Source organism: Ruegeria sp. SATB027 (assembly GCF_059613825.1).
Genome location: NZ_JBXWTH010000097.1, coordinates 1 through 25377, shown reverse-complemented (window position 1 = coordinate 25377; position 25377 = coordinate 1). Strand labels below are relative to the sequence as shown.

Below are 25377 nucleotides of genomic sequence, written 5' to 3'. Positions count from 1 at the left end.
CTTTCATTCCGGAGTTTCCCGATGACCCATCTTGCCCCCGTTGTGCAGGCGTCCTTGCCTGCGCCCATTGTCCCGTTAGCAGCAAGTCCTGCCCCTGCGATCGTTGCTGTTGCCGAAGCGCTGCAGCCCGATCTGGCGCAAGGGCTTCAGATCGACGCGCTGCGCCTGCGCCGCGAGATGGAACATGCCTTTGGCGGTTCCGATGCGACCGGTGCTTGGGACTGGAAGCTCGCCTATGAGGCGGGGGAGGTGGCGCTGATCCTCTTTCTGCGAAAGTTCGGTCGGGCGCTGCTTGCGCGTGCCGGCTCGCCTGCGGCGCTCTTGCCGATCCTCGCCAAGGTGGCAGGCCTCTTGCCCACGCACACCCGGCGGTCGGAAGAGATGGAGCGCTTTCAGCAATTCTCGACGCCGCTGCCCATGGGGCTCGCGGCTGTGGCGGCAGCACAGATCACGCCCCGTGATCTTGTCCTAGAGCCGTCTGCCGGGACCGGGCTTCTGGCGATCCTCGCCGAGATCGCCGGCGGCACTCTGGCTCTGAACGAGTTGGCGGGCACCCGCGCCGATCTTCTGCGCCTGCTGTTCCCGGCCCGACCGGTCACCCGGTTCGATGCCGCGCAGATCGACGATCATCTCGATGCCTGCTCAAGCCCGAGCGTCATTCTGATGAACCCGCCCTTCTCGGCCCAAGCCAATGTCGATGGTCGGTCGACCGAGGCGACGGCCCGACATCTGCGCTCGGCCCTTGCGCGCTTGGTTCCCGGCGGACGGCTCGTGGCCATCACAGGGGCCGGTTTCGCGCCGGATGCGCCGGCCTGGGCCGAGACCTTCGGCCGTCTGACCGAGACGGCCCATCTCATCTTCACCGGCGCGGTGTCGGGCGCAGCTTTCGCCAAACACGGCACCAGCTTCGAGACGCGGATTTCTGTCTTCGATAAATGCCGCGGCGGTGAGCCGGGCGGCATCACCGCTGACCTGCACCAGCCCACGTCCCCCGACGTGGCGCATCTAATGTCCAGGGTCACTGCAGAGGTTCCGCCGCGCCTCGAGATGGAACGGGCCGCAAATGCGGGTCTGGTCCACTCTCCCCTCTTCCCGGGAAATCCTGTCCCCACAACATGCAAGCCCGTCAACCGATCGCGCGCGACCTCTGCGGCTCAACCGGAGAAACCTGGAGCGCAGATCGAGGTCGAGGACCTAAGCTACGAACTCCGCGACAACGCCGAGGACGCGACACGTCTGTCCGATGCGATCTACGAGACCTTCCGTTTGCAGGCGATCGACATCCCCGCAGCGACCGCACACCCGACCAAGCTTGTGCAATCGGCGGCCATGGCCTCTGTCGCACCTCCGAAACCGAGCTATCGCCCCAAGCTTCCGGCGACCATCCTGCGCGACGGCCTGCTGTCAGACGCGCAGCTCGAGACCGTCATCTACGCGGGGGAGGCGCATGGCGCGCGTCTCGCAGGGTCTTGGACCGTCGATGAGACCGGAGACGTGGTATCCGCAGCACCGGAGGACACCGCTGATGCTATCGGCTTCCGCCGGGGTTTCTTCCTCGGTGATGGCACCGGCGCGGGCAAGGGCCGCCAGTCGGCTGGGATCCTGCTCGACAACTGGTGCCAAGGCCGCCGCAAGGCGCTCTGGATCTCGAAAAGCGACAAGCTCCTCGAGGACGCGCAGCGCGACTGGTCGGCGCTCGGGCAGGAGCGCCTGCTGGTGACGCCGCTGTCGCGTTTCGCACAAGGCCGCGACATCCCGCTGACCGAGGGCATTCTCTTCACCACCTATGCGACGCTGCGTTCGGAAGAACGAGGTGGGAAGAAATCCCGCGTCGACCAGATCGTCGACTGGCTCGGGGCAGATTTCGACGGGGTGATCCTCTTCGACGAAAGCCATGCCATGGCCAATGCCGCCGGCGGCAAAGGCGAGCGCGGCGATACCATGGCCTCGCAGCAGGGCAGGGCGGGCCTGCGCCTTCAACACAAACTTCCGAATGCCCGCGTGGTCTATGTCTCGGCCACAGGCGCGACGACGGTCCACAACCTCGCCTACGCGCAGCGTCTCGGGCTCTGGGGCGGGGAGGATTTCCCCTTTCAGACCCGGTCGGAATTTGTGGAAGCCATTGAGGCTGGCGGTGTCGCGGCGATGGAGGTTCTTGCCCGCGACCTCCGGGCGCTCGGTCTCTACACGGCGCGGTCGCTGTCCTATGACGGTGTCGAATACGAGATGCTCGAACATGCGCTCAGCCCCGAGCAGCGCGGCATTTACGATGCCTATGCCGGGGCCTTCGCCATCATTCACAACAACCTGATCGCGGCGTTGGATGCGGCGAACATTTCTGGCGAGAGCGGCACGTTGAACCGTCAGGCGAAATCCGCCGCGCGGTCCGCCTTCGAGACCGCCAAGCAGCGATTCTTCGGCCATTTGCTCACCTCGATGAAGACCCCCACGCTAATAGCATCCATCGATGCAGATCTGGCTGCGGGTCACGCGGCAGTCATCCAGATCGTCTCGACGGGTGAGGCGCTGATGGAACGCCGCCTGTCGGAGATCCCAACCGACGAATGGAATGATATCCGCTGTGACATCACACCCAGGGAATACGTTCTGGACTACCTCGCCCATTCCTTCCCGGTGCAGCTCTACGAGCCTTTCACCGACAGTGAAGGCAACCTCTCGTCGCGCCCCGTCATGCGCGACGGCCAACCGGTGGAGTGCCGCGAAGCCGTCCGGCGTCGTGACGCGCTGATCGAGAAACTGGCTTCGCTTCCGCCCGTGCCGGGTGCACTCGACCAGATCGTCCAGCGCTTCGGCACCGATCTCGTGGCCGAAGTCACAGGGCGCTCGCGGCGCATCGTGCGGAAGGGCGAAGGGCATTCGGCACGGCTCGTGGTGGAGAACCGGGCTGGAGCCGCGAACCTCGCGGAAACCCAAGCCTTCATGGATGACGAAAAGCGAATCCTGATCTTCTCGGATGCCGGCGGCACCGGGCGCAGCTATCACGCCGATCTCGGGGCGAAGAACCAGCGCTTGCGGGTCCATTACCTCTTGGAGCCCGGCTGGAAGGCAGATGCGGCGATCCAGGGCCTCGGGCGCACCAACCGCACCAATCAGGCGCAACCGCCGCTCTTCCGACCGGTGGCCACCGATGTGAAGGCGGAGAAGCGGTTTCTGTCGACCATTGCGCGCCGCCTCGACACGCTTGGCGCGATCACGCGCGGCCAGCGCCAGACCGGAGGCCAGGGGTTGTTCCGCCCCGAGGATAACCTCGAGTCGCCCTACGCCCGCGACGCCCTGCGCCAGCTTTACCGCCGCATCTATCGCGGCGATCTGGCGGGCTGCTCGCTCGGGGCCTTCGAGGATGCCACTGGCCTCAGCCTGACCGATGACAATGGGCTGAAGGACGATCTGCCGCCGATCACGACCTTCCTCAATCGTCTGCTCGCGCTGACGATCGACATGCAGGCTGTGCTGTTCTCAGCCTTCGAAGAACTCCTCGATCAACGGATCGAGGGCGCTATCGTTGCCGGGGTCTATGACCTCGGGCTTGAGACGCTGCGCGCCGAAAGCTTCCGCGTCACGGATGCGCGGGTGATCTACACCCATCCCGGCTCTGGCGCGGAAACCCAGCTGCTGACCATCGCGGAGAAGCGGCGGAACACGCCGACGTCCCTCGCAGATGCGCTCGACTGGCTCGATGACCCGAAGGCGCGGCTTCTGGTCAACAGCCGCTCGGGCCGGGCCGCGGTGCAGGTGCCCGCCACCAGCCTAATGCTGGATGATGGCACCATCGAGCCACGCCTCAGGCTGATCCGGCCGACTGAGGCCAGCACTGTCCCGGCCAAGCTGATGGAGGACACCCATTGGCTCGAGGCCGACCGCGCGGCCTTCACCGCCGCATGGAATTCCGAACTGGCTGAAGTGCCCGAGTTCTCGGAATCCACGCTGCACATCGTGGCGGGCCTGCTGCTGCCGATCTGGAAGCAGCTCCCCCAGGACGAAACCCGCGTCTACCGGCTGCAGACCGATGACGGTCAGCGCATCATCGGCCGCCGTGTCTCGCCCGCCTGGGTCGCGACCACGCTTGCGAGTGACGCGCCGACTCTGTCGGCGGCGCAGGTCCATGCCCTCGTTCTGGAGGGCAAGACCGTGGTGCGGCTGGCCGAGGGGATGGAGCTCCATCGGTCCCGCGTTATGGGCGTGAACCGGATCGAGCTCTCCGGGTTCACCGAGGCCGCCAAGGACCGGCTCAAGGCCGATGGCTTCTTCTCGGAGATTATTAGTTGGAAGCTTCGGCTGTTTTGCCCGACCGACGCCGATGGCGTCGCGATACTGGATCGTCTGCTTGCACGTTGTCCTGTCGCAAGGCTACATGATCGCGGAGGTTGTTGACCCATGTATTCCAAGACCGAAGACCTCGTGCGCGATCTGGCAGAAAATGCCGAAGGCGTCTGTCGTGCCTACCTTCCCGCCGGACGGCGGGAAGGATCCTACTGGATCGTCGGCGATCTGCAGAACAACCCCGGCCGGTCGCTCTTCGTGCGGTTGACGGGTCCTGCGTCGGGACCAGGGGCAGCGGGCAAGTTTACGGATGGGGCCACAGGCGAGCATGGCGATCTCCTGGACATCATCCGCGCCCGGACGGGGATCACGCGCTTCCCCGACCTTCTCGCCGAGGCCCGAGCGCATCTTGGCCGTCCGCAGCCGGTCGTCCCGGATAAGCAAGAGCCGAGGAAGGCCAAGGCGCCCGGTGGCACTCCCGCGGCAGCGGCGCGCTTGTTTGCTGCCTCGAACCCGATCACAGGCACGCTTGCTGAGACCTACCTCCGTTCCCGAGGCATCACCCAATTCGGGGCGAACGGCGCCTTACGCTTCCACCCGAAGTGCTGGCATCGGGAAGAGGGGCAGACCCGGAGCATCCCCAGACCGGCGATGATCGCGGCGGTTACCGATGGGGCAGGGGCCGTGCAGGGCGTGCATCGCACCTGGCTGGCGCCTGACGGACAGGGGAAGGCGGCAGTGAATCCACAGCGTCGGGCTATGGGTCACCTCCTCTGCAATGCTGTCAGGCTCACCCCGCACGATGACATCCTCGTCGTCGGCGAAGGCATCGAGACCATGCTGTCCCTGTCCGAGGCAATCCCAGGTCTGCCCGTCTGGGCGGCGCTCTCGTCGGGACACCTCGGGGCGGTCCTGCTGCCGGAGGGGCTCCAGCGCCTCTACATCGCCATCGACCGCGATCCGGCTGGGCAACTTGCGGCAGGGAGGTTGAGCGCCAGAGCCTCCGAGGTCGGGGTGCGTGTGCGGGTGCTGGAACCGCGGCTCGGGGATTTCAACGATGATCTTCGGGCGAACGGCAAGGACGCGCTGCGCCAGCATCTGGCAGGTCAGATCGGGCCCGAGGATCGGCATCGCCTGCCCAGCTGAGCTACATCGCGCAGGGGGGGCTGGGAGTGCGGGGCAGGGGGCTGCATCCCAGTCGTGGCTCTGGATCGTCGTCCTCACCCCATCCCGGGCCTTGCGCATCCACCCGTCACCCCGCGCGGCCTTCAAGAGATGGGCAGGCCGTCAAAGCGGTTGCCCCTGCAAGGTCGGCAGGGAACCTATTTCCGCCGGCGGCAAAGCCGCCTTTGCATCGCGAGACAAATAGCTTCCCTGCCGACCTCCTCCACGCTGTTCCGGCCCCGGTGAAGCCGGAGTGAAGGGGCAACCGCCCCGACGGCTCGGGTCTGCCCATGAAGGCCGCGCGGGATGACGCGCGGACGAGACAGGCCCGGAGGCAAGAAACCGATGACGATCCAGACCCACGACGACGCGTATGAACCCGCCCATAGCGCATCCCAGACCGCCCATGCGCTCGACGAGCTTCAGCTCTATGGCTATCGCCCCTTTGACGAGCCCGATCCGCGCCCAATGCCCGATGGGCAGCGGCTCGCCGTCGCCGTCGCCGACATCTTCGACGCCCTCGTCGCGACCCTGGAAGACACCCGTATGGAACCCGACCTCGAAGAGGTGCTCTGGGGCCAGGTCAACCTCTTCCACCGCGCCACGGCACGGATCGAGCGGTCACTCGATGAGAACGAGCAGGCGCAGCGCCGCCTCCAGCGCGAGCAGGACGGCTCCGAGGTGAAATCCGTCGAACTCGAGCGCCTGACGGCTGAAGGCCTGACACTCGTCGAACGGCGCAACTGCATGGACATGATGCGCGATCACGCCGCCACCGAGTTCGTCCATCACACGGGATCGACCTGGCGACCCCGCACCGGATCGATGGTGAACCGCCAGCACATGACCGCAGCGCTCATCGACAGCCGCGACTTCCTGGCCGCCAAGCGCCGCGCCGAGACCGAGGTAATGCTTCCCGCAGGCCCCAAGGTCGCCCTCACCGGCGGGACCGATTTCAACGATCACCGCCTGATCTGGGGCAAGCTCGACCAGGTCCGGACCAAATATCCCGACATGGTCCTCCTGCACGGTGGCAGCCCGAAGGGCGCAGAGCTCATCGCCGCCAAATGGGCCGAAGCCCGGGGCGTGACGCAGGTGGCCTTCAAGCCCGACTGGACCAAGCACGCCAAGGCCGCGCCCTTCAAGCGCAACGACGCGATGCTGGGTGTGCTCCCGGTCGGGGTCCTTGTCTTCCCCGGAACCGGTATCCAGGAAAACCTCGCCGACAAGGCCAAGAAGCTCGGCATCCCGGTCATGAAGTTCGAGAAGGGGGCGTGAGCCCCCGACTTCAATCCGGGACAGAACATTGTGGAAACGTCGAAGAGCGCTTGATATTGTGGTCTGGAGAGAGGCATCAACAACATGTTCGACACATCGCAGCAAATGGAAGTGTTCCCGACGACGGTCGATCTCAAGCGGATCGACCCGTCTCTCAACATGCGGCGCTTCTATCGAATGAGCGTTCAGCCGGACCTGTTTGGCGGCGCATGCCTCGTGCGGGAATGGGGCCGTATCGGGTTTCGAGGGCAGATGCTAATCGAACGGCACCCGGACGAGGGGCATGCTGTGACCGCCCTATTGAAGCTCGCAGCGACGAAGCATCGCCGAGGATACTTACGTTCTAGCTAGCTGATCTTTTGGGCTCTGATAGTCCAAGACCAGTCCCTGGGGTATCCACGCCTGAATGGTCGACTTCCACGGCAACGCCTTGAAATTCGATTGATAATCTCGGTGTCACTCCCTAAGGTTATCGCAGGCCCAGAAAATGGGCGCGCATAGTTACAATGCGCGTTGGGATACCGGGAGGCCAGGGTGGATAACGACAAGTCAGAACTTCGATGGGGAGTCGAGCAACGTCTCGAGTTCATAGAGTTCCGCTTGTTCTGGGAGGGGCATGTAAACCGGAGTGACCTCATGGATCAGTTCGGTGTCTCGGTCAACCAAGCGTCCACTGACCTGAATCGCTACATCGGCTTTGCTCCGGCGAACATGGTCTACGACAAGAGTGCGCGGACTTATGTGCGAGGCAGTGCTTTCCAACCACAATTTCTGGAACCTGATGCCAGTCGCTATCTAGCTCAGCTACGGTCCGTGGCCGAAAACATTCTTGACCGTGAAGACTCTTGGATCGCTAATCTTCCGTCCTTTGCCTCTGCGCCGACGCCGGTCCGTGGTGTTGACCCCGTGACGCTTCGGTCCGTTGTGGGAGCGATCAGGCGATCCGAAGAGATAGAGATACGATACCAGTCCCTTTCCAGCCCAGATCCGCGATGGCGTTGGATTGCGCCTCACGCGATTGCCTTCGATGGATTTCGCTGGCACGCCCGCGCGTTTTGTCTAACCGACGAGTGTTTCAAGGATTTCCTTCTCTCCCGGATGATTGAGATTCGTGGCTCACGCGAAAGCGGGACATCGGCCGATGATGATCTCGACTGGAATTCAGAAGTCGTCCTCGAAGTGGCTCCTCATCCCGAACTGTCAGAAACGCAGGCTAAGGTCATTGCCCTCGACTACGGGATGCGTGGCGGCAGCGCGAAGATAAAGGTGCGTCGCGCGCTGCTCTATTACGCGCTGAGGCGCTTGGGATTGGATACAGATCCCGCCGCCCGGCGCCCGCAAGACCAGCAGATCATATTATTGAATCATAATGCTATTTTGGGAAGAGACTAAATGGGTGTGATACCTCAACCAGGTTCAGTCATTCATCTGCGCTCGACCACTTGGAAGGTGCTTGGCAGCTCTGCACTTAAACGTGGTTATCGCGAGATCCACTGTCGGGGCTTGTCAAGCATCGTTCGAGACAAAGAAGCTCGTTTTGTGTGGGATCTGGAAAAGGGTGCCCGTATTCTGGATCCGGCGGCGATTCAGCTCGTCTCAGACGCGTCTTCTGGTTTGATTGACTCCAAGTTGCATCTCGAGGCCGCGTTCCGAAATACACCAACCACTACCCGTCAACCACTCACTCTTGGTCGCGCCGCGATTGATGATCTTTCCTTTCAGCATCTGCCCGTGGAACGGGCTCTCGCCCAAGATCGGGTGCGGTTACTGATCGCGGATGATGTCGGTCTCGGGAAAACCCTAGAAGCAGGGCTAATTGCCTCTGAGCTTGTACTACGCGGGCGGGCGGACCGGATCCTCGTCGTCACGACACGGGCGATGCTCACCCAGTTCCAGAAGGAATTCTGGACCCGGTTCTCGATCCCACTGTCGCGCTTGGACAGCGCGGCGATCCGGCGTATGCGGAACCGGATCCCCGCCCACTATAATGTGTTCGATCAGTTCGACCGGTCCATCGTGTCGATCGACACGCTGAAGCGGGACGCCCAGATCCGGGACGCGATCAAGCACTCGTACTGGGACCTGATCATCATTGACGAGGCGCATAACGCGGCGGCGCGGAAAGCAGCGGCGGGGTCAAACTCTCAGCGGGCTGAGCTGGCGCAGCTTCTGTCTCGGCGAACCGACTCCCTGCTTCTGTTGACCGCGACGCCACATGACGGGTCGCAGGAGAGTTTCGCGAGCCTGATCGAGATGCTGGACCCGACCCGGGTTCCAGACCCGACCCGGTTGCACCGCTCCGATATCGAAGATCTGGTGGTTAGGCGGTTCCGGTCTGATAAGAACGTCGCTGCTGATATCGGTCAACAGGTCCCCAAGCGGGAACTCATCCGCAGAAATTTCCCCCTCAGCATCGAAGAGGAAATCGCCTATCAGTCGATCGCAGAGTTACGTCTGGACCTCGATGAACAGTCGACGCGGGGACGCGCGATTGATCTGTTCCGAACCACGCTGGCGAAAGCGATCTTCTCGAGCCCGGCTGCCTGCCTCGAGACTCTAGAGAGGCGCATCCGCGGAATCGAGAACGGAACCGCCCGTGGCACGGAAGAGGACCGGGATCGGCTCCGCGATCTCGCAGATCAGGTGGCGGCGATCGATACGGGGGCCTTCCGGAAGTATCAGGACCTTCTCAAAATGCTGCGGGACCTGCGTTGGACCGGAAAGGCGCCGCGGGACAGGATCGTCATCTTTTCAGAACGCATCGCCACCGTGTCCTGGCTCGCAGAGCGCCTTCAGGCTGATCTAGACCTGTCCGAGGGGCAAGTGGCGCGCGTGGATGGGGGAAGCGTCGAAGCGGATGTCCGGACCCAGGAAGTGATCGACGCCTTCGGGCAAGAGAAGTCCCCGATCCGGATTCTGATCGCCTCTGACATGGCGTCCGAGGGGCTCAACCTGCACTACCAGTGTCACCGGCTCATCCATTTCGACCTGCCGTGGTCTCTGCTGCGATTCCAGCAGCGCAACGGCCGGATCGATCGTTACGGACAGGACCGCCCACCGCTGATTACCTATTTTGTGGGGGAGAGCACGCACCCGAAGGTGCGGCAGATGTGGGTTCTTGAAAAGCTCGTCGAAAAAGATGAAGCGGCCCAGTCCGGGGTTGGCGACCCCGCGGTCTTTCTCGGGAAAGGGGACGCTGACGAGGAAGAGGCTGTCGTCGCGGAAGCGGTTGCTGCCGGGATCGGCGAGGATGCGTTCGATGCCCAGATGAATGCCCGCGCGGACGAGGCCAAGACACAGATGTCCCTCGATGACGAGTTCGCCGCCCTCTTTGGGGACTACGCAGCCCCGGCCGAGTCCAAGGCGGATGAGATCCCCGCTGCTGAGGCGGCGCTGCCACGGCTCTTCCCAGATACCTTCAGCTATGCTGCCGCAATGATCGGCCGGCTGTCTCGCGCCGAGGAGCGTGCCTTCCCGTCTGCCCCCGACATCTCCCTGGGGGATCGGATGATCCGGATCGCGATTCCAGATGATATGCGGGCCCGAGATGGTTTCGGTTACGCGAGTGAAGGCGCGGTCGATAGTCGTTTCATGCCCGAAGAGGCGGTCGGTGCCGGGGACCGGATCGAATTGACTGATCAGGCTCAGGTAATCAACCGGGCGATCGATCATGCGAAGATGCAGGAGCGGTCCTGGCCGACCGTGCAATACCTCTGGGATGGTCACCCGATCCTCGAATGGTTCGCGGACCGGGCCAGCACCTTTTTCCCGGAGCATTCCGCTCCGGTCGCGCCGCTGAGTGCCCTCTCCAAGGGAGAGGTCGCGGTGGTGATGCATGGTGCGATCCCGAACGCGAACGGTGCCCCGGTTGTCGACCGGTGGGCTGTCGTGATCCAGGGGGCGGACGGGGATGTCCGTATCGAAGAGGTGCCGGACTTCATCGCCCGGGTCCGTCTCGCACAGGATACCCCCGGCCGTCCGGTGGAGGATCTGGGCCCTGCGCAGGCTGCGATCAAAACCTCTGTGGACCGGTTCCAGACCCATCTGCGCGGGCTCGGGAAAGAACGCGCGGCCCTGATCCAGCAGGATCTTGACGCGGTCCTGACCCGGCTCGGGGAGCTGGAGGGCCGGTTCCAGGCCCAGTTGACGCTCGATCTCGGCGAGGCAGTGGAGTCGACCGAGGGTCTCAGCGCGCTTGAAAAGAGACGACTGACGATACGGCGCGCGAAAGAGAAGAAGATCGAGGACCTGTTCAAGGACTGGACAGAGTGGTTTGAGCGGACCCGCCTGATGGTGGATGACCCCAACCCCTATGTCGATGTCAAAGCGGTATTTGTGGGGTGAGCGGATGGATCTGATCGGTATTGAAAACGAAGCCGAGTTCTTCCCGTCCGGGACGCTCTCCGATGTTCTGAAGGAGGAGCTTTCCGACATCACAGCCCGCTGGGCGGGTCTGGAAAAATCCGCCCATCCGATCGAGCGGCTGTCCCGGGTTGCGACCTCGACCATTGAAGCCCTTCGACAGATCCGGAACAGTTCGGACGCAGATCGCCGAACAGAATTGACCCGGGAGATGCACCACGCGCTGTTGGGCGCTCTCGGCTATGCCTGGAAACGAGAGACTGCGTTCACCGCGCTGGCAGGCGCACCGGTTATTCCGCTGATCTCGCGGGTGGCGGACGCTTCCGGTCGGGATGCGCTCTGGATTATCGAGGCGCCCCTTCAGCACGCCGAGGACGAGGCGGCGGATCCGCTAGGGGCGTGTTTTGCGCTGGATCAGTTTCCCGCCGATGCAGGCGAAGCGGCACTTCTTGACCGGACGATCGAATCCGTTCTGGCGGAGGGGGTGTTCGAGCTCGCCGACGGACCTCGCCATGTTATGGTCTTGGGGCTCTCCCAGATCGTTTTGATCGACAAGCGGAAATGGCCGGCCCGGTCCGTCCTACGCTTCGATCTTCAGGAAATCTTCACGCGCACGGACCGCGACACACTTACGGTCATGGCCTGCTTGATCTCGCGGGAGACCCGGGTGCCGGAACAGGGTGCACCAATCTCGGACCGGCTCGAAGAGGAGGCGCAGCGGAATGCCAACGCTGTCACCACCTCGCTGAAGCGCACGGTTCGGGACGCCATCGAACTCCTCGGCCAGGAAGTTCTGACTGTCACGGGCGGGAAGAACAAAGACGTCTGGATCGATGGACCGGAACTGTCGCGTGAGTGTCTGCGCTACATGTACCGGCTCCTCTTCCTGTTCTACGCTGAGGCGAACCCGCGACTGAACCTCCTGGACCTGAAAAACCCGATCTATGCGACGGGTTATTCCTTGGAAACGCTACGCGATCTGGAATCTGTGCCCCTGCGCACCACGGCGGACCGGGAGGGGACCTTCCTGTGGGAAAGTCTCCAACAGACGCTGACTCTGCTCTACACGGGGCTTGATCTCGCCGATGAGGAAAAGGGCAGCGGGCTGCGCCTGCCGTCGGTGAAGGTATCTCTTCTCGACCCGGCGAGCACGCCGCTTCTGAACGGGCTGATGCTGCGCAACGAGGCGATCCAGAAGGTAATCCGGCTCCTCTCGCTCCGGTCCACCGGAAAGAGCACGGGCCGGATCTCCTATGCCAAGCTCGGGATCGGTCAGCTTGGTGCGGTCTATGAAACGCTAATTTCCTTCACGGGGGTCGTTGCGAAGACAGACCTCATCGAGCTGAAACCTCGAAAGGGGCGGTCGAACGACGCGGCCGAGGACGGGGACGATGCGGACGCGCCAGATCTGGATGACGACGTCGAAGAAGATCTGTTCGGGGATGAGGAAGCCGAACAGGACGAGGCGTTCCGCCGCGACAAGGTCGATCCGCTCGCCCCAAGCTGGTTTGTGCCGCGCAGCCGGATCGGCGAGTTCGCGCCAGAAGAGATTGTATTCAACGGTTCGGAAGCGCTGGTCTATCCCAAGGGGACCTTCATCTACCGCCTCGCCGGCCGGGACCGGGAAAAATCTGCGTCCTACTACACCCCGGAACCGTTAGCGCGGCTCCTCGTCAAGCATGCGCTGATGGAGCGGTGCCGGGATCTGACCGCAGACGAACTTCTTGAACTCAAGATCCTCGAGCCGGCCATGGGTTCTGCGGCCTTTCTGGTCGAAACCACAAATCAGCTTGCCGATCTCTACCTCGAGCGGAAGCAGAAGGAGACTGGCACGACGATCCCCCAAGACAAGGTTGTCGTCGAGAAACAGAAGGTACGGGCCTATATCGCCGACCGGAACTGTTTTGGCGTCGACCTGAACCCGATTGCCGTGGAGCTGGGGGCGATCTCGCTTTGGTTGAACAGCCTCCATGCCAGCGACTTCTCGCCATGGTTCGGGGATCAGCTTCATTCCGGGAACTCGTTGATCGGCGCCCGTCGCGCCTCCTATGCGCCCACCTGGCTCAGTGCCAGGACCCAAGCGGATCTTTGGCTCAACGCAAAGCCGGAGGAGATCGGCTGGCGGAAACGCCTGCCCGAGAACCACGTCTGGCAGTGGCTGCTCCCCGCCAAGGACATGGCAAACTTCGACAAGGACAAGTCGATCAAGCCCTTCGCGGGTGACGCGCAGGACCAGATCAAGGCCTGGCGGAAGGACGGCTTCTTCAAAAAGCTGGAACCGCACGAGATCAAGCTGGTGCAAAAACTCAGCCGGGTTGCGGAGGCTCTCTTTGATCAGGTGGCCGACGATCTGGCCAAGACCCGCGCCGCGGCAAATGACGCGATCACGCTCTGGCCGGACAAGGTCATCCCCGGCAACAAGGGCCTCGATTTCCACGCCAAGGAAAAGCTGAACGCCCACCTGATCGGGGCTGATCATGCGACCAACACGCTGCCCTACAAGCGGCTCAAGACGGCGATGGACGCATGGTGCGCGCTTTGGCTCTGGCCTCTCGATAAGGCGGATCTGCTGCCCAGCCGGGCGGAGTTCTTGCAGGGCATGGCGATGATCCTGGAAGGGGGTTTTACCCCGGACGGATCACTGGCCGCCCCCAGCATGGATGAGTTCGTCGATCCGGCTCCTGACTTTCTGGACATGATGGAGCCAGACGCGCCTGCCCGGGACCTGTTCAAGGCTGCCGCCAAGCGGCAGGACGGGCTGTTCCGCGAGACCAATGTCGAGGCGCTGATCGAGACCTTTGACTGGCTCGGCGTCGCGACCCGGGTTGCCGAGCGCGAGCGCTTTGTGCATTTCGACCTGATCTTTGCCGACATCATGAAAGCGCGGGGCGGGTTCGACCTGATCGTGGGGAACCCGCCTTGGGCCAAGCCGTCGTGGAACGAGGGGCTGGTGCTGGCGGATATCGATCCGCTTTACGCGGGGCTGTCGGCGTCGGACGCGAAGAAGGTTCTGCCTGAGGCGCTGCCAAAAGCACCCTCCGTACGGCGTGAAGGGCGGATGGTCTCGGCGGAACGGGCCTTCCTGCAGGATTTCGTGTCGACCCGAGGGGCGATGGAGGTGACCTCGTCCGAGGTGATGAACCCCTTCGCCGGGGGCGGGTCGAACAACCTCTATCGCTGCTTCATCGATCTGTCGTTTCGGCTAGTCGCGCCGGAGGGCTATGCGGCGCTGATCCACCAGGATGGGCATCTAGGAGAACCGAAGGCTGGAGCATTCCGGCGTCATTGGTATGCACGGATCGTAAAGCATTTCGGCTACATCAACACGATCAAATCTAAGAACTTTGCCGACGCTGCGCACTACATGCGTTTCAGCCAAAACATATACCGCGGAAACGATGCTGAGGTGAGTTTTGAGCAATTCACAACAGCATTTCTTCCCCAGCAAGTGGACGAGTCATACTCACACGACGGCGTGGGCCAAATTCCCGACATTAAGGGCTCCGACGGAAAATGGGACACGCGCGGTCACCGCGATCGCGTTATTTACATCGACCTAGATGCCCTCAAAGTCATTCATGCACTTGCTGAAGAGGACTCTGTTCCAATCGAAGAGACGCGCTTTATTCAGCCGTATTCGGCGCGGACGCTAAGCGTCTTCCGAGAAATGGCGCGATTTCCAAAGCTAAATGCAGCGATCCCCAAGATCGAACGAACAGTCAGCACCGCACAGGGTGAGCGCACGGTGGAGTTTCCTCTCTGGCAAATGTCCGCTCATTGGAATGAAACGGCAAGCCAAAACGATGGAACCATTAGGAGAGAGACGAAATTCCGTTCTGCAGACGCGATGGTGTTGCAAGGCCCTCTTTTTTACGTCGCCACACCCCTGTACAAAACCGCCAGATCCATTTGCAAAAACAAGGCTGACTATGACGTGATTGATCACAGTCGGATTGACGATGACTATCTTCCGAGAACAAACTTTGGCCCCGCTGTCGACAAAGCCGAGTACAGAAATCGTATGGCGAGATGCCGTTGGAACCCAACACTGAGCCATGCCGATTTTTTCAGAGTTGCATTCCGGAGACGTCTAAATCTGAATATGGAGCGGACTTTGATTTCTGCTCTAATTCCGAGTGGAAGTACACATATTCACAGTGTTGAAAGTGTAGCTTTTGATGATCCCCGAAGCCTTCTTGCCTTCAGCGTTTTCTCCGCCTCAATCTTGGGTGATTTTCTGACGAAGATAACTGGCAAAGAAGACATACATTCCGCAACAGTAGAAAGATGGCCTTGGGTCGTTTCCTCCGATACAGCCCTTCACCGTTCTTTGCGACTCGCTTGCCTTACGTCAGCATATGCCGAGCTTTGGAATCACAACGCATTTGGGTTGGTTGCTTCGGCTTGGTCTTCTTCTGACCCTCGCCTGCGGCTCGAAGGCCCAGTTGAAGGCCCTGTCAACTGGAACCGGACCGCAGGCCTTCGAACCGAGTTTGCCCGCCGCATGGCGCTGATCGAAATTGACGTGCTGGTCGCGCAGGCGCTTGGCCTGACCCTGGACCAGCTGATCGAAATCTATCGGATCTACTTCCCGGTTCTGCAAGAGAACGAGGCGGGCACCTGGTACGACCAGAACGGTCGGATCGTCTGGACCTGCTCCAAGGGCCTGCCCGGCGTCGGCTGGCTCGACGAGCGCGGCAAAAGCCCCGGTCGCGCCGCCTGGGACAAGATCCTCGCTGACAACCCCTCGGAACTGACCTGCACCGCCATCGACGACACGATGCCCGGCGGCCCGCGCGAGGTCACCCGTCACTTCGTCGGCCCCTTCACCCAGTGCGACCGGATCGAGGATTACAAACGCGCATGGGCCCATTTCGAGCGGCTGAAATCTGTGGAGGCCGCCGAATGACCGCGCTGCAGGCCGAACTCCCCCTTGAGGAAGGGATCGACGCGATCCTGCGTGATACGGCCGACCGGATTGACGAGCTCTACCGCGCCGCCAGCGAACCGGGCGCGCGCCCGCCGTGGATGGACCTGTTCAACAGGATCGCTGGCCAGACCCACATGGCCCCGTTCAACCTGATGCTCGCGGACCTCCAGCGCCCCGGCGCGCGCTACGTCGCCTTCCCCGACAAATGGCGGGAGATTGGGCGGACGGTGAAGCCAGCCTCGATCCCTATTGTCGTCCTCTGGCCGTTCTGTCCGGTGCGCTGCGCCTATGAGTTGGCCGATACCACCGGGGACCCGGTTGACGATGCCCTTCTGGAAAGGGTGTTCGGTGAGCCCGTCGCGGTCCGCGATGGCCTGATCGACCGCGTCGCGCGCCGCGCCCTGAAGGAAGACCGCATCGAGGTGAAACCCGTGAGCCTGGCCTCAACCCTCGCCGGGGACGCCCGCGCGGTTGCAGGCGCTGTTGCGACCAAGGGGAAACCCGCCGGGCCGGGATGGGTCGTCCGGGTGAACTCGACCCTCAATCCGAACGCCCAATTCACCACGCTCGTCCACGAATTGGCCCATGTGTATCTCGGGCATCTTGGTGGGAACGGAAAGAAGTGGCCGGACCGGAGGCCTCCTCAACTCGATGTTCGGGAGTTCGAGGCGGAGGCGGTGACCTTCATCGTCTGCAAGCGATTTGGATTGAAGTCGAACTCGGCTGAATATCTGAATGGATACTTGAAAGAGAAAACGATTGAATTTGTAAGTCATTCCGCGATCGCACGGGCTGCTGGAAGGATTGAACAGCATGCCCGGTAGTCCAAGTTTTATGGAGTGATTTCAAAATGAACCCGATTCTCCTTGCCCGCCATGTGCAGGACAGCCTGCGTGAGTTGGTCCACTCCACTCTGAACAGCACCAGCCCCGCTTTTGAGGGGATGGTGGAGCGGTTCATCGACGAGCCAGCAAACTTCATCAAAGGTCCGTGGATCTCAGTCGACATGCCGTTCCGGCAGATCAAGGGGGCAGAAGACGGAACTTGGCGGCAGCCTTTCCCTGAGGTGCCACTGCGCTTTGCACCCTATCAGCACCAGACGGATGCCTTTACCAGGCTGAGCGGAGAGGCGATGCGCTCGACACTGGTTGCGACAGGGACCGGGTCGGGCAAGACGGAATCCTATTTGTGGCCGATCCTCGACCACTGTCGTCGGAACAAGGGGAAGCCCGGGATCAAGGCCATCCTGATCTACCCAATGAACGCGCTGGCCACCGACCAGGCGCGCCGGATTGCGGCGGCGATCTCCGAGATCGGGTCATTGGACGGCGTGCGGGCCGGCATCTATGCAGACGCAGAGCCACAGAACCCTGCGCATGAGGTGACGGCGGACAGCGTGATCACCCATCGCGAGACGATGCGGCGGAACCCGCCCGATATTCTGCTTACCAACTACAAGATGCTCGACTACCTCCTTCTGCGTGGTCGGGACAAGCCGCTGTGGGAGAAGAACGATCCGGAATCGCTGCGGTTTTTGGTGGTCGACGAAATGCACACTTTCGACGGGGCGCAGGGTGCGGACCTCGCCCTCCTGCTGCGCCGTCTGAAACACCGTCTAAGTACTCCGAAAGGTCATCTGATCTGCGTGGGGTCTTCGGCCACGCTTGGCGCGGGTGAAGGCGCGAAGGTCGATCTGCGGCGTTATGCCAAAACCATTTTCGGCGAACCCTTCGATGAAGGGGCGGTTGTGACGGAGACACGGAAAACGCCGAACGAGGTGTTCGGAGACCCGGAATATGTGGATCGGCCGGACCCGGCAGAAATCCACACTGCGCTCCGCGAGGCCGAGGAAATGGATCAGGCTGACGCGGCGCTTCGCCTCGCGACGGCCCTGTTCCCGGACCGGACCGATCCGGATCTGGCCTTCATTGATGATGGCGCTACTTCAGACCAAGCCTGGCGGATCGCGCTTGGTGAACGGCTGAAGGAGCATCATCTGTGTCAGCGGGTTCTCAAAATCATCGCCGAACACAAGGGCCCCGCCTCACTCGAGGCGATCGCCGCAGGGCTCGCACAGGTCCGGGTGCTTCGCGACTGGTCCGAAGTCGATCATCGTGCACTCGCGGAACTGGTCGTGGCGCTGGTCGCTTGGGCCCGGTCAGGTTCGGCAGAACGCCCACGTCCGCTATTCAACGTCCGGCTCCAGCTCTGGATCCGGGAAATGTCGAGGATGGTGACGAACCTGCCCCGAACCGAGGCAGCCGGTGTGCGATCGCAGATGAGCCTGTCCCATGCTCTTGATCTCGACCGACACACATTGCGCCGCTCCCTGCCGATCGTGAACTGTAACCGATGTGGGGCCACCGCCCATGTCGGGCGGTTGAACCCGAATTCAACCTCCTGCTGGGCCCCGCTCGAGCAGCTTTATGAAGAGTTCTTCGACGAGAGCGCAGGTGGAAAGATCCGACTTTTCTATCACGAAACGCTCGATCGAATGATCCCGGCGGCCGGTGGTGGTGTGCGGATTGTGAAGGGGCTACTCGATGCAGAAAGCATCGAATTCACCCCGTCGGATCATGAAAACCTTGCGCCGGGTCCTTCCGCACCGGTTTGGATGTATGACCCGACGGACGCGGCGAGTGGGCGTATTGACCGGTCCTGTCCGGTCTGTGGACAGGCGCGCGGGTTGCTCCTCTTCGGGATGCGAGCGGCCCGACTGACGACTGGGATCACAGGGACCCTCTACACCTCGGCACAGAACGAGGAAGAGCCAGAGGCGAAACCGCGCTTTCTTATGTTCTCCGATTCCGTCCAGGACGCGGCTCATCGTGCGGCGGTGGCCGAGACCCGTAACTCACTGTCGGTCTATCAGAAATCACTATTCACCGCCCTGCAGGAAGCTGAAACGGACGGGATGAGCCTCTCTGACGTGATCGAGAAAACCCCTGCCGCGCAGCTCGATTTGCATGGACCGGACGCCTTTACGGCCCTTTACATCCCGAAAGAGCAGACTTGGCGTGGTCGGTACCAAGAGTTGATCCGGGACGGAACATCAATCACCGACACAGTCTTCCTAAATCACATGAAGCTACGCCTCGGGTGGGAGTACTTCGTGGACCTGAGCTATCGGTCGCATTTCAGCCATACGCTCGAAGCGAACGGCATGGTCGCGGCTGATGTCTCTGCCGATGTTCTGAGCGCTTCCGCACAGCGGCTCGCAAGCGAACTCAGGAACGATCTTCCTGGTGCCCCCGACATCGACCCTGCGCTTCTCGCCCGGTTCCTGTTCGGTGTAGTTCAACGTATGCGCCGCCAGGGCTCCGTCGCGCACCCCTATGTTGCCAGTGCGGTGGCAACAGCCTCGGGCGCGCGGGGTCTGAACTGGTTCGCATCCGCAATCCAAATGGGTGTTGGCAGGACTGGAACGCTTCCGATACCAGACAGCCGACGCGGCCTCGCGCCAATCCCAGTTACATTGGGTCATCCACCTATCGGGTATGAGCGCATCACGAGGTCGCAGGGGGTTAGCTGGTATCGGGATTGGCTCTTCCGGACCCTCGGCGTGGAGGATCTCCGCTACGGAACGGACCCGGACACGATATATCCGATGGTTCTGCAGCGTCTCGAAGCCGACAGCATCCTGCGCCGGGTTAACGGCCCGGATGGGCAGAACCGGCACGCGTGGCTGATTGAACCGGACAAGGTCACGGTCTCGACCCATACGATCGGACTCACTTGTGACCGCTGCGGTCGGCAGGAGACGGTCCTCGCGGAGAACGAGGAGATCGCGGCAGGATCACCATGCACCAAGATCGGATGTACTGGGCATTTCGCGCTGGCAGGTGCTCCGCCACGCCCGGCGTTGCACCGATCTCTTCGGTCCGACCGAAACCACCGGGTGGTCGCGCGCGAACATACTGGGATCCTCGAAACCGATGAGCGATTGCGTGTCGAGACCGGGTTCATCAAGGACGAGACCCGGTGGGCGCCGAATCTGATTTCCGCCACACCGACCCTCGAAATGGGGATCGACATCGGGGATCTATCGACCTTGCTTCTGGGGTCGGTTCCACCTGAAGAAGCGAATTACGTGCAGCGGATGGGCCGGAGCGGTCGGCGCGACGGAAATGCCTTGAACATTGTACTTGCCAATTCGCGAGCTCATGACCTTCAGTTCTGGGAAGATCCGACCCCGATGCTGGCGGGCCAGGTGCGCCCGCCTGGGGTCTTCCTTGCGGCCGAAGAAGTTCTTCTTCGCCAGGTGACTGCCTTTACACTCGATACCTATGTCGCGGCCACTGCGGAGGCGGGCGACTACGGGAAGGTGCGTGATGTCTTGAAGCGCCGCTCCTCCGGAGCGACGGAGGGGTTCCCTATCGAATGGCTGGACCTGGTCCGCGACAGAGGGCATGAATTGGCGACCGCGTTTCTGGCGGGACTTCCGCCCGCCGTTCAGGCGCGCTCGGATCTCGTGGACCGGGTGCGCGGTTTCCTGATCAGTAGCGATCAAAGGTCGATTGGTTGGCGGATCGGCGCGGCGTTTGATGCCGCAGCCACAGAGAAGGCGCGGCTGATAGAGAAGCGGGAAGAGGCCACAAAAGAACTGAATCGGCTTCGGAAACGACGGGCAGAGCTGACAGATGAGGAGTTCGAGAAGCGCGAGGGTGAGATCGCGCGTGACCGGACCGAGATTAACCGGCTGATCCGCAGCGGGATCGATGATGTGGCCGTCATCAAGTTCCTTACCGATAAAGGGATCCTCCCAAACTACGCCTTCCCGGAAGAGGGGGTGAAACTCACCTCGATCCTCTCGCGCCGAAACGATCCGACCAAGACCGCATCGAAGGATGAGGATGGGCTTCTTTATGTTGAGTATTCCCGTCCAGCCAGCTCCGCCCTATCGGAGTTCGCACCGGGTCAGTTCTTCTATGCAAACGGGCGACAGGTTGAGATCGAGCGGATCGAGATCGGGAAGGAAGACCTGAGCCGTTGGACCTTCTGCCCCAACTGCTCACATGTCGCGCACCGGATTGAAGGCATGGAAACCAGTACATGCCCGCGCTGTGGGGATGAGATGTGGTCCGATTCCGGGTCCAACCATGATGTCGTTCAGCTCAAGTCCGTGATCTCGGTGGACAGCGAGGAAAAGGCGGCGATCCGGGATGGCGATCAGCGCGACCAGAGACAATTCGACCGGGTTCTTATGCCATTCCACGGGCCGGAGCATATCCACACTTCCTGGTTCACCAGTCGAGAGAATGGCGCGCCGTTCGGGTTCGAGTTCCTGCCGCACTGCACCTTCCGGGATTTCAACTTCGGCCCGAAGTCCACGTTTCCAGGGCCGAAAATCGCCGGCGAAAAACGACCGGCGCAGCCGTTCCTGATCTGCCGCCATTGCGGCACGCTCCAAAAGGCGGCGAAAGATGAAGCAGATCGCGGAACCCACCCACCGAGCTGCAAGGTCATCCGCGAAACGGCACTCGCCCGCGAGAAATGGGAGACCGGCGTCTTTCTGATGCGGAACTTCGATACTGAAGCGATCCGGATCGTGATCCCGGTCGTTGGTGAGGCCGATGATGATGATTTGAAGAGCTTCGTCGCTGCGATCAACCTCGGGATGCGCAGACATTTCGCGGGGAAGGTCGACCATCTCCGCTCCACGATCTTCGCCGCCCAGCTCGACGGGATGACCACCGTCCGCAGCCTCTACCTCTATGATGCTGTCCCAGGCGGGTCAGGGTATCTGAGACAGGTCGGAGAGCACCCTGACACGATGCGGGCGGTGATCAGTCGCGCGGCTGAGGCGCTTCGGGACTGTCCTTGTAACCAGGAACCAGACCGAAACGGTTGTTTCCGTTGCGTGAAGCCCTACCGATCCCAGTTCGGTCCCGGCGAACCTGATCGGGATCGTGCACGTCAGATGATGGAAACGATCCTGCAGAAGTGGGATAGCCTCAACCGGACGGAGACTGGGATCGACGAGTCGATCCGGGGCGCCATGGTGGAGAGTGCCCTCGAGAAGCGGCTCCTGAACTCCCTTGCCGACCGGTATGGGAACGATGCGCTGACCCCTCAAGTCCTATCAGGTGGGCGTCGCGGCTTTGTGCTGCGCGCTGGTCCCAAGGACCGGCCCCGGCTCTGGACGATCGAACCCCAAGTGCAGATCGATGCCCGCTTCAAGAACCTCCCTCGAAAACGGATCGACTTTCTCTTTACACCGGCGGGCCAAGCCGGTGCCTTGCCTGTCGTGCTCGAAATGGACGGCCTCGAATATCACGCGGACACAGTCGCCCAAGATCTTCTAGACCGGATCGAGATGATCCGGTCCGGTCAGGTCCGGGTCTGGACCCTCGCCTGGGCAGACCTCGATGCACAAAACCGAGCCTATCTCAATCCACTCGCGGAACCGGCCCTCAACGTGGAAAAGGTCGGACGACTCGCTAGGGTCTGCACCTTCCCGGGCTTCGCGACTCATATCGAAAGCGTCCGCGCACTCCAGGTAGAAAGCTCCCTCGAAGGGTTCTGGCACCTTCTGGACGGCGTAAGGGACGATGACGCTCCGAGCCGCTCGATCCTGACCAGGGGACTCGTTGCGACCGGGCGGCCGCTCGATCAACTGCCGCGGCAGGCCTCCCTTACGGAAGAAGGGCGCCAGTTCCTTCTCACGCCGGGGCTGACGGATCATGTTGGGGCTGGAGCGCTTGACCTATATTTGGCATGCAAACAGATATCTCCGACGGAGTGGGCCGGATCGGACGCAGATATTCGACTTGTTCTGCGAGCTGAACTCCCGGATCCAGGTCATCAGCCTGCTGCGAAGGCGCTCTACACTGAAGCGTGGCGTGGCCTCTGGCGCCTCGTCAATCTGTTTCAGTGTGTTCGCGGTTTCCATGTGGAACTGGCGGGCCTCGACACTCTGTCTCCACCCGATATGTCGGTAGGGACCGGACCAACGGATGCTGACACGGAAGCCTGGCGTGAAGCCCGGGCACTATGTGATGATCTGTTCCATCCTCTGATCGACGCCTTGATCGCGGCTGAAGTGCCCGGCCCGGACCGTTTTGGGGACGATTTGCTCGTCGAGGGGCGGGTTGTTGGGATGTTGGAATTTGGGTGGAGGGAGGCCAACGTTGCGATTGCGGAAACCCTCTGTGAGGGGGTGAGTTGGCGGCTCATCCCGTTTGATCCGGAGAGCGACCAAATCGGCGAGACGGTCACCAAAGTTATTCAGGCGATTCAGGAGACAAACACATGATGGACGCAATCAACAAGCGGGTCTCCTATGACATCGGTTGTATGAAAAGCCTGCGGAAACTTCCCGACAAGGTGGCGCTGCGCTTCATGGATATGATGACCCGCTACATGTCTGATCCGTCTGCGAACGGGTTGAACCTTGAAACCGTGGAAGGTGCGAAAGACAGTTCGATCAAATCCCTCCGTGTCGACCAAGGCTACCGCGCGATCGCCTTCGAAGTGGGCCGCGACATCATGTTCGTCCATGTGAATGAACATGACAAAGCCTACCGGTGGGCCGGAAACCGTCGGGTGAAACTCGACCCGGATACGAACCGGATCCGCGTCGTCGAGGAACTGGAAGCGGACATCGTCGAGACCGCTCCCCAGACTGCGAACGAGCCACGTCTCTTCGCGGCTGTATCCGAAAAGCGGCTGAAAGCCCTCGGTGTTCAGCAAGAAGAAATAGCCGCGGTCCGTGCGCTTGCCTCGATTGATGCGCTGGAAGCTGCAGAAGAGGCTTTCGATCCGCTGACCTACCAGATCCTCTATGCCCTCGCCGCAGGCTATTCCGACGAGGAGGTTTACGCTCTGACGGGCATCCCGGAACAACCGGAAGCCACGGCGGAAAACGCACCTGCTGACCTGACGTTCGATCAAATGATTGAAACGGAGGAGAGCCGCCAGACCATCTTCATCCCAGAGGATGAAAAGGAACTCAGGCGTGTTTTTGAAGAGGGGCTCGAGGGATGGCGGGTGTTCTTACACCCTGATCAACGCAAGATTGCCTACCGGGACTACAACGGCCCAGCCATGGTCCGCGGTGGCGCCGGGACCGGGAAAACCGTCGTTGCCATGCACCGGGCGAAGCACCTTGCCGATCAGATCGAACAGGATATGACGCGGGCAGGTCAACGGGTTCTGCTGACAACTTTCACGACGAGCCTCGCACAAGACATCGAAGCGAACCTACGAACTCTGTGTCCAGAACACCTGGACGCTCGGCCGCCTCGGATCGAAGTGATCAACTTGGACCGTTGGGTGTCCCAGTTCCTCAAGCGGAAGAATTTCGCACGCGAAGTCGCCTTCTTCGGAGAGGCGCGGGATCGTCTCGATGAGATCTGGCGAGAAGTGTTCGACGATCATGAATTACCTGATGGGCTCTCCGAGGCCTTCATCCGCGCGGAATGGGCTCAGATCGTTCAGGCGAAAGGTCTCATCGACCAGCGGTCTTACCTGAAAGCATCTAGGGCCGGACGCGGCACTCCTCTCGATCGCCGCAAGAGGGCCGCGCTTTGGATAATTTTCGCGGATTACCGGGCTAGAATGATAAGTGGTGGTCTTGCTGAACCGGATGACGCCTACCGCGAAGCGATCGAGATCCTAGCTGCTGAAGCCCCCAGCCTGCCCTATGCGGCGGTGATCGTCGACGAGGCGCAGGATATGGGGGAACAGGCATTTAGACTGATTAGGGCTATCGTGCCGGAGACGCCGTCCGGGGATAGCAATTCTCTCTTCATAGTCGGGGATGCGCACCAGAGAATTTACGGGCGCAGAGCCAGCATGGCTTCCTGCGGCATCAATGTGCGCGGAAGGTCTCGGCGACTACGCCTGAATTATCGAACGACCCAGGAGATTCGAGCTTGGGCCGTATCCGTTCTTGAGGGTGTAAGCGTGGATGATCTCGATGAGGGAAGTGACACGCTACGCGGCTATGTGAGCCTTCTGCATGGAGTATCACCGAACCTGGTAGGATGCGCCTCCGAAGAGGAGGAGCTCAAGGGTGTTGCGTCTTGGGTGCGAGCTCTCCCCTCCGATGACATGCATTTGTCAGACGTTGGTGTTCTCTGTGCTCGTCGATCGGACGTAGATCGGGTGAGTGAAGCCTTGCGCGCGGGTGGCATCGAGACAGTGACTCTCCAAGCTGGTGCGGATGATCGATCAATCCCGGGGGTACGTGTCACGACCATGCACCGCGCTAAGGGACTTGAGTTCTTCGCAGTAGCTATCCCATTCGTGTCTGACTCAGCCTTCCCACCGCCAGGCGCCTTGAAGGCAGCTGTGGACGCTGCCGACCGAGAAGATATCGTTACCCAATATCAGTCGCTTTTGCACGTTGCAGCGACGCG

At 61.6% G+C, this 25377-nt stretch carries 10 protein-coding genes; all 10 read left to right on the top strand.

The genetic code is table 11. The annotated features are described in order from the left end of the window. Window positions 1–21: 21 nt before the first annotated feature. On the top strand, window positions 22–4392 hold the full coding sequence (locus AC2FPW_RS22270) for a strawberry notch-like NTP hydrolase domain-containing protein (RefSeq protein WP_496815456.1): 4371 nt from the start codon (window positions 22–24) through the stop codon (window positions 4390–4392). A 3-nt stretch (window positions 4393–4395) separates the two neighbouring features. Continuing rightward, complete coding sequence (locus tag AC2FPW_RS22265) at window positions 4396–5427, top strand: DUF7146 domain-containing protein (RefSeq protein ID WP_484174381.1); 1032 nt, start codon at window positions 4396–4398, stop codon at window positions 5425–5427. A gap of 363 nt (window positions 5428–5790) precedes the next feature. Further along, on the top strand, window positions 5791–6723 hold the full coding sequence (locus AC2FPW_RS22260; RefSeq protein ID WP_496815454.1) for a DUF2493 domain-containing protein: 933 nt from the start codon (window positions 5791–5793) through the stop codon (window positions 6721–6723). A gap of 84 nt (window positions 6724–6807) precedes the next feature. Continuing rightward, on the top strand, window positions 6808–7074 hold the full coding sequence (locus tag AC2FPW_RS22255) for a WGR domain-containing protein (protein ID WP_244691431.1): 267 nt from the start codon (window positions 6808–6810) through the stop codon (window positions 7072–7074). 183 nt (window positions 7075–7257) lie between these two features. Further along, window positions 7258–8115, top strand: a complete 858-nt coding sequence (locus AC2FPW_RS22250) for a BrxR family helix-turn-helix transcriptional regulator (RefSeq protein WP_496815452.1) — start codon at window positions 7258–7260, stop codon at window positions 8113–8115. Beyond that, window positions 8116–11067 (top strand): DEAD/DEAH box helicase, encoded by a 2952-nt coding sequence (locus tag AC2FPW_RS22245; RefSeq protein WP_496810141.1) that lies wholly within the window; start codon window positions 8116–8118, stop codon window positions 11065–11067. Further along, window positions 11021–15994 (top strand): Eco57I restriction-modification methylase domain-containing protein, encoded by a 4974-nt coding sequence (locus AC2FPW_RS22240; protein ID WP_496815450.1) that lies wholly within the window; start codon window positions 11021–11023, stop codon window positions 15992–15994. Before AC2FPW_RS22245 ends, AC2FPW_RS22240 begins: the two co-directional genes overlap by 47 nt. Continuing rightward, on the top strand, window positions 15991–16839 hold the full coding sequence (locus tag AC2FPW_RS22235) for a M78 family metallopeptidase domain-containing protein (RefSeq protein ID WP_496815449.1): 849 nt from the start codon (window positions 15991–15993) through the stop codon (window positions 16837–16839). Before AC2FPW_RS22240 ends, AC2FPW_RS22235 begins: the two co-directional genes overlap by 4 nt. A gap of 26 nt (window positions 16840–16865) precedes the next feature. Then, complete coding sequence (locus AC2FPW_RS22230; protein ID WP_496815448.1) at window positions 16866–23270, top strand: DEAD/DEAH box helicase; 6405 nt, start codon at window positions 16866–16868, stop codon at window positions 23268–23270. Further along, window positions 23267–25377 (top strand): UvrD-helicase domain-containing protein (locus AC2FPW_RS22225; protein WP_496815446.1); only part of this gene is annotated, 2111 nt, incomplete at its 3' end. The genes AC2FPW_RS22230 and AC2FPW_RS22225, both read left to right, overlap by 4 nt.

Bases quoted from the DNA above. Each gene is read 5' to 3' on its own strand.
- AC2FPW_RS22235 (WP_496815449.1), top strand. From the start codon at position 15,991: ATGACCGCGCTGCAGGCCGAACTCCCCCTTGAGGAAGGGATCGACGCG.
- AC2FPW_RS22255 (WP_244691431.1), top strand. From the start codon at position 6,808: ATGTTCGACACATCGCAGCAAATGGAAGTGTTCCCGACGACGGTCGAT.
- AC2FPW_RS22230 (WP_496815448.1), top strand. From the start codon at position 16,866: ATGAACCCGATTCTCCTTGCCCGCCATGTGCAGGACAGCCTGCGTGAG.
- AC2FPW_RS22260 (WP_496815454.1), top strand. From the start codon at position 5,791: ATGACGATCCAGACCCACGACGACGCGTATGAACCCGCCCATAGCGCA.
- AC2FPW_RS22265 (WP_484174381.1), top strand. From the start codon at position 4,396: ATGTATTCCAAGACCGAAGACCTCGTGCGCGATCTGGCAGAAAATGCC.
- AC2FPW_RS22240 (WP_496815450.1), top strand. From the start codon at position 11,021: ATGACCCCAACCCCTATGTCGATGTCAAAGCGGTATTTGTGGGGTGAG.
- AC2FPW_RS22245 (WP_496810141.1), top strand. From the start codon at position 8,116: ATGGGTGTGATACCTCAACCAGGTTCAGTCATTCATCTGCGCTCGACC.
- AC2FPW_RS22270 (WP_496815456.1), top strand. From the start codon at position 22: ATGACCCATCTTGCCCCCGTTGTGCAGGCGTCCTTGCCTGCGCCCATT.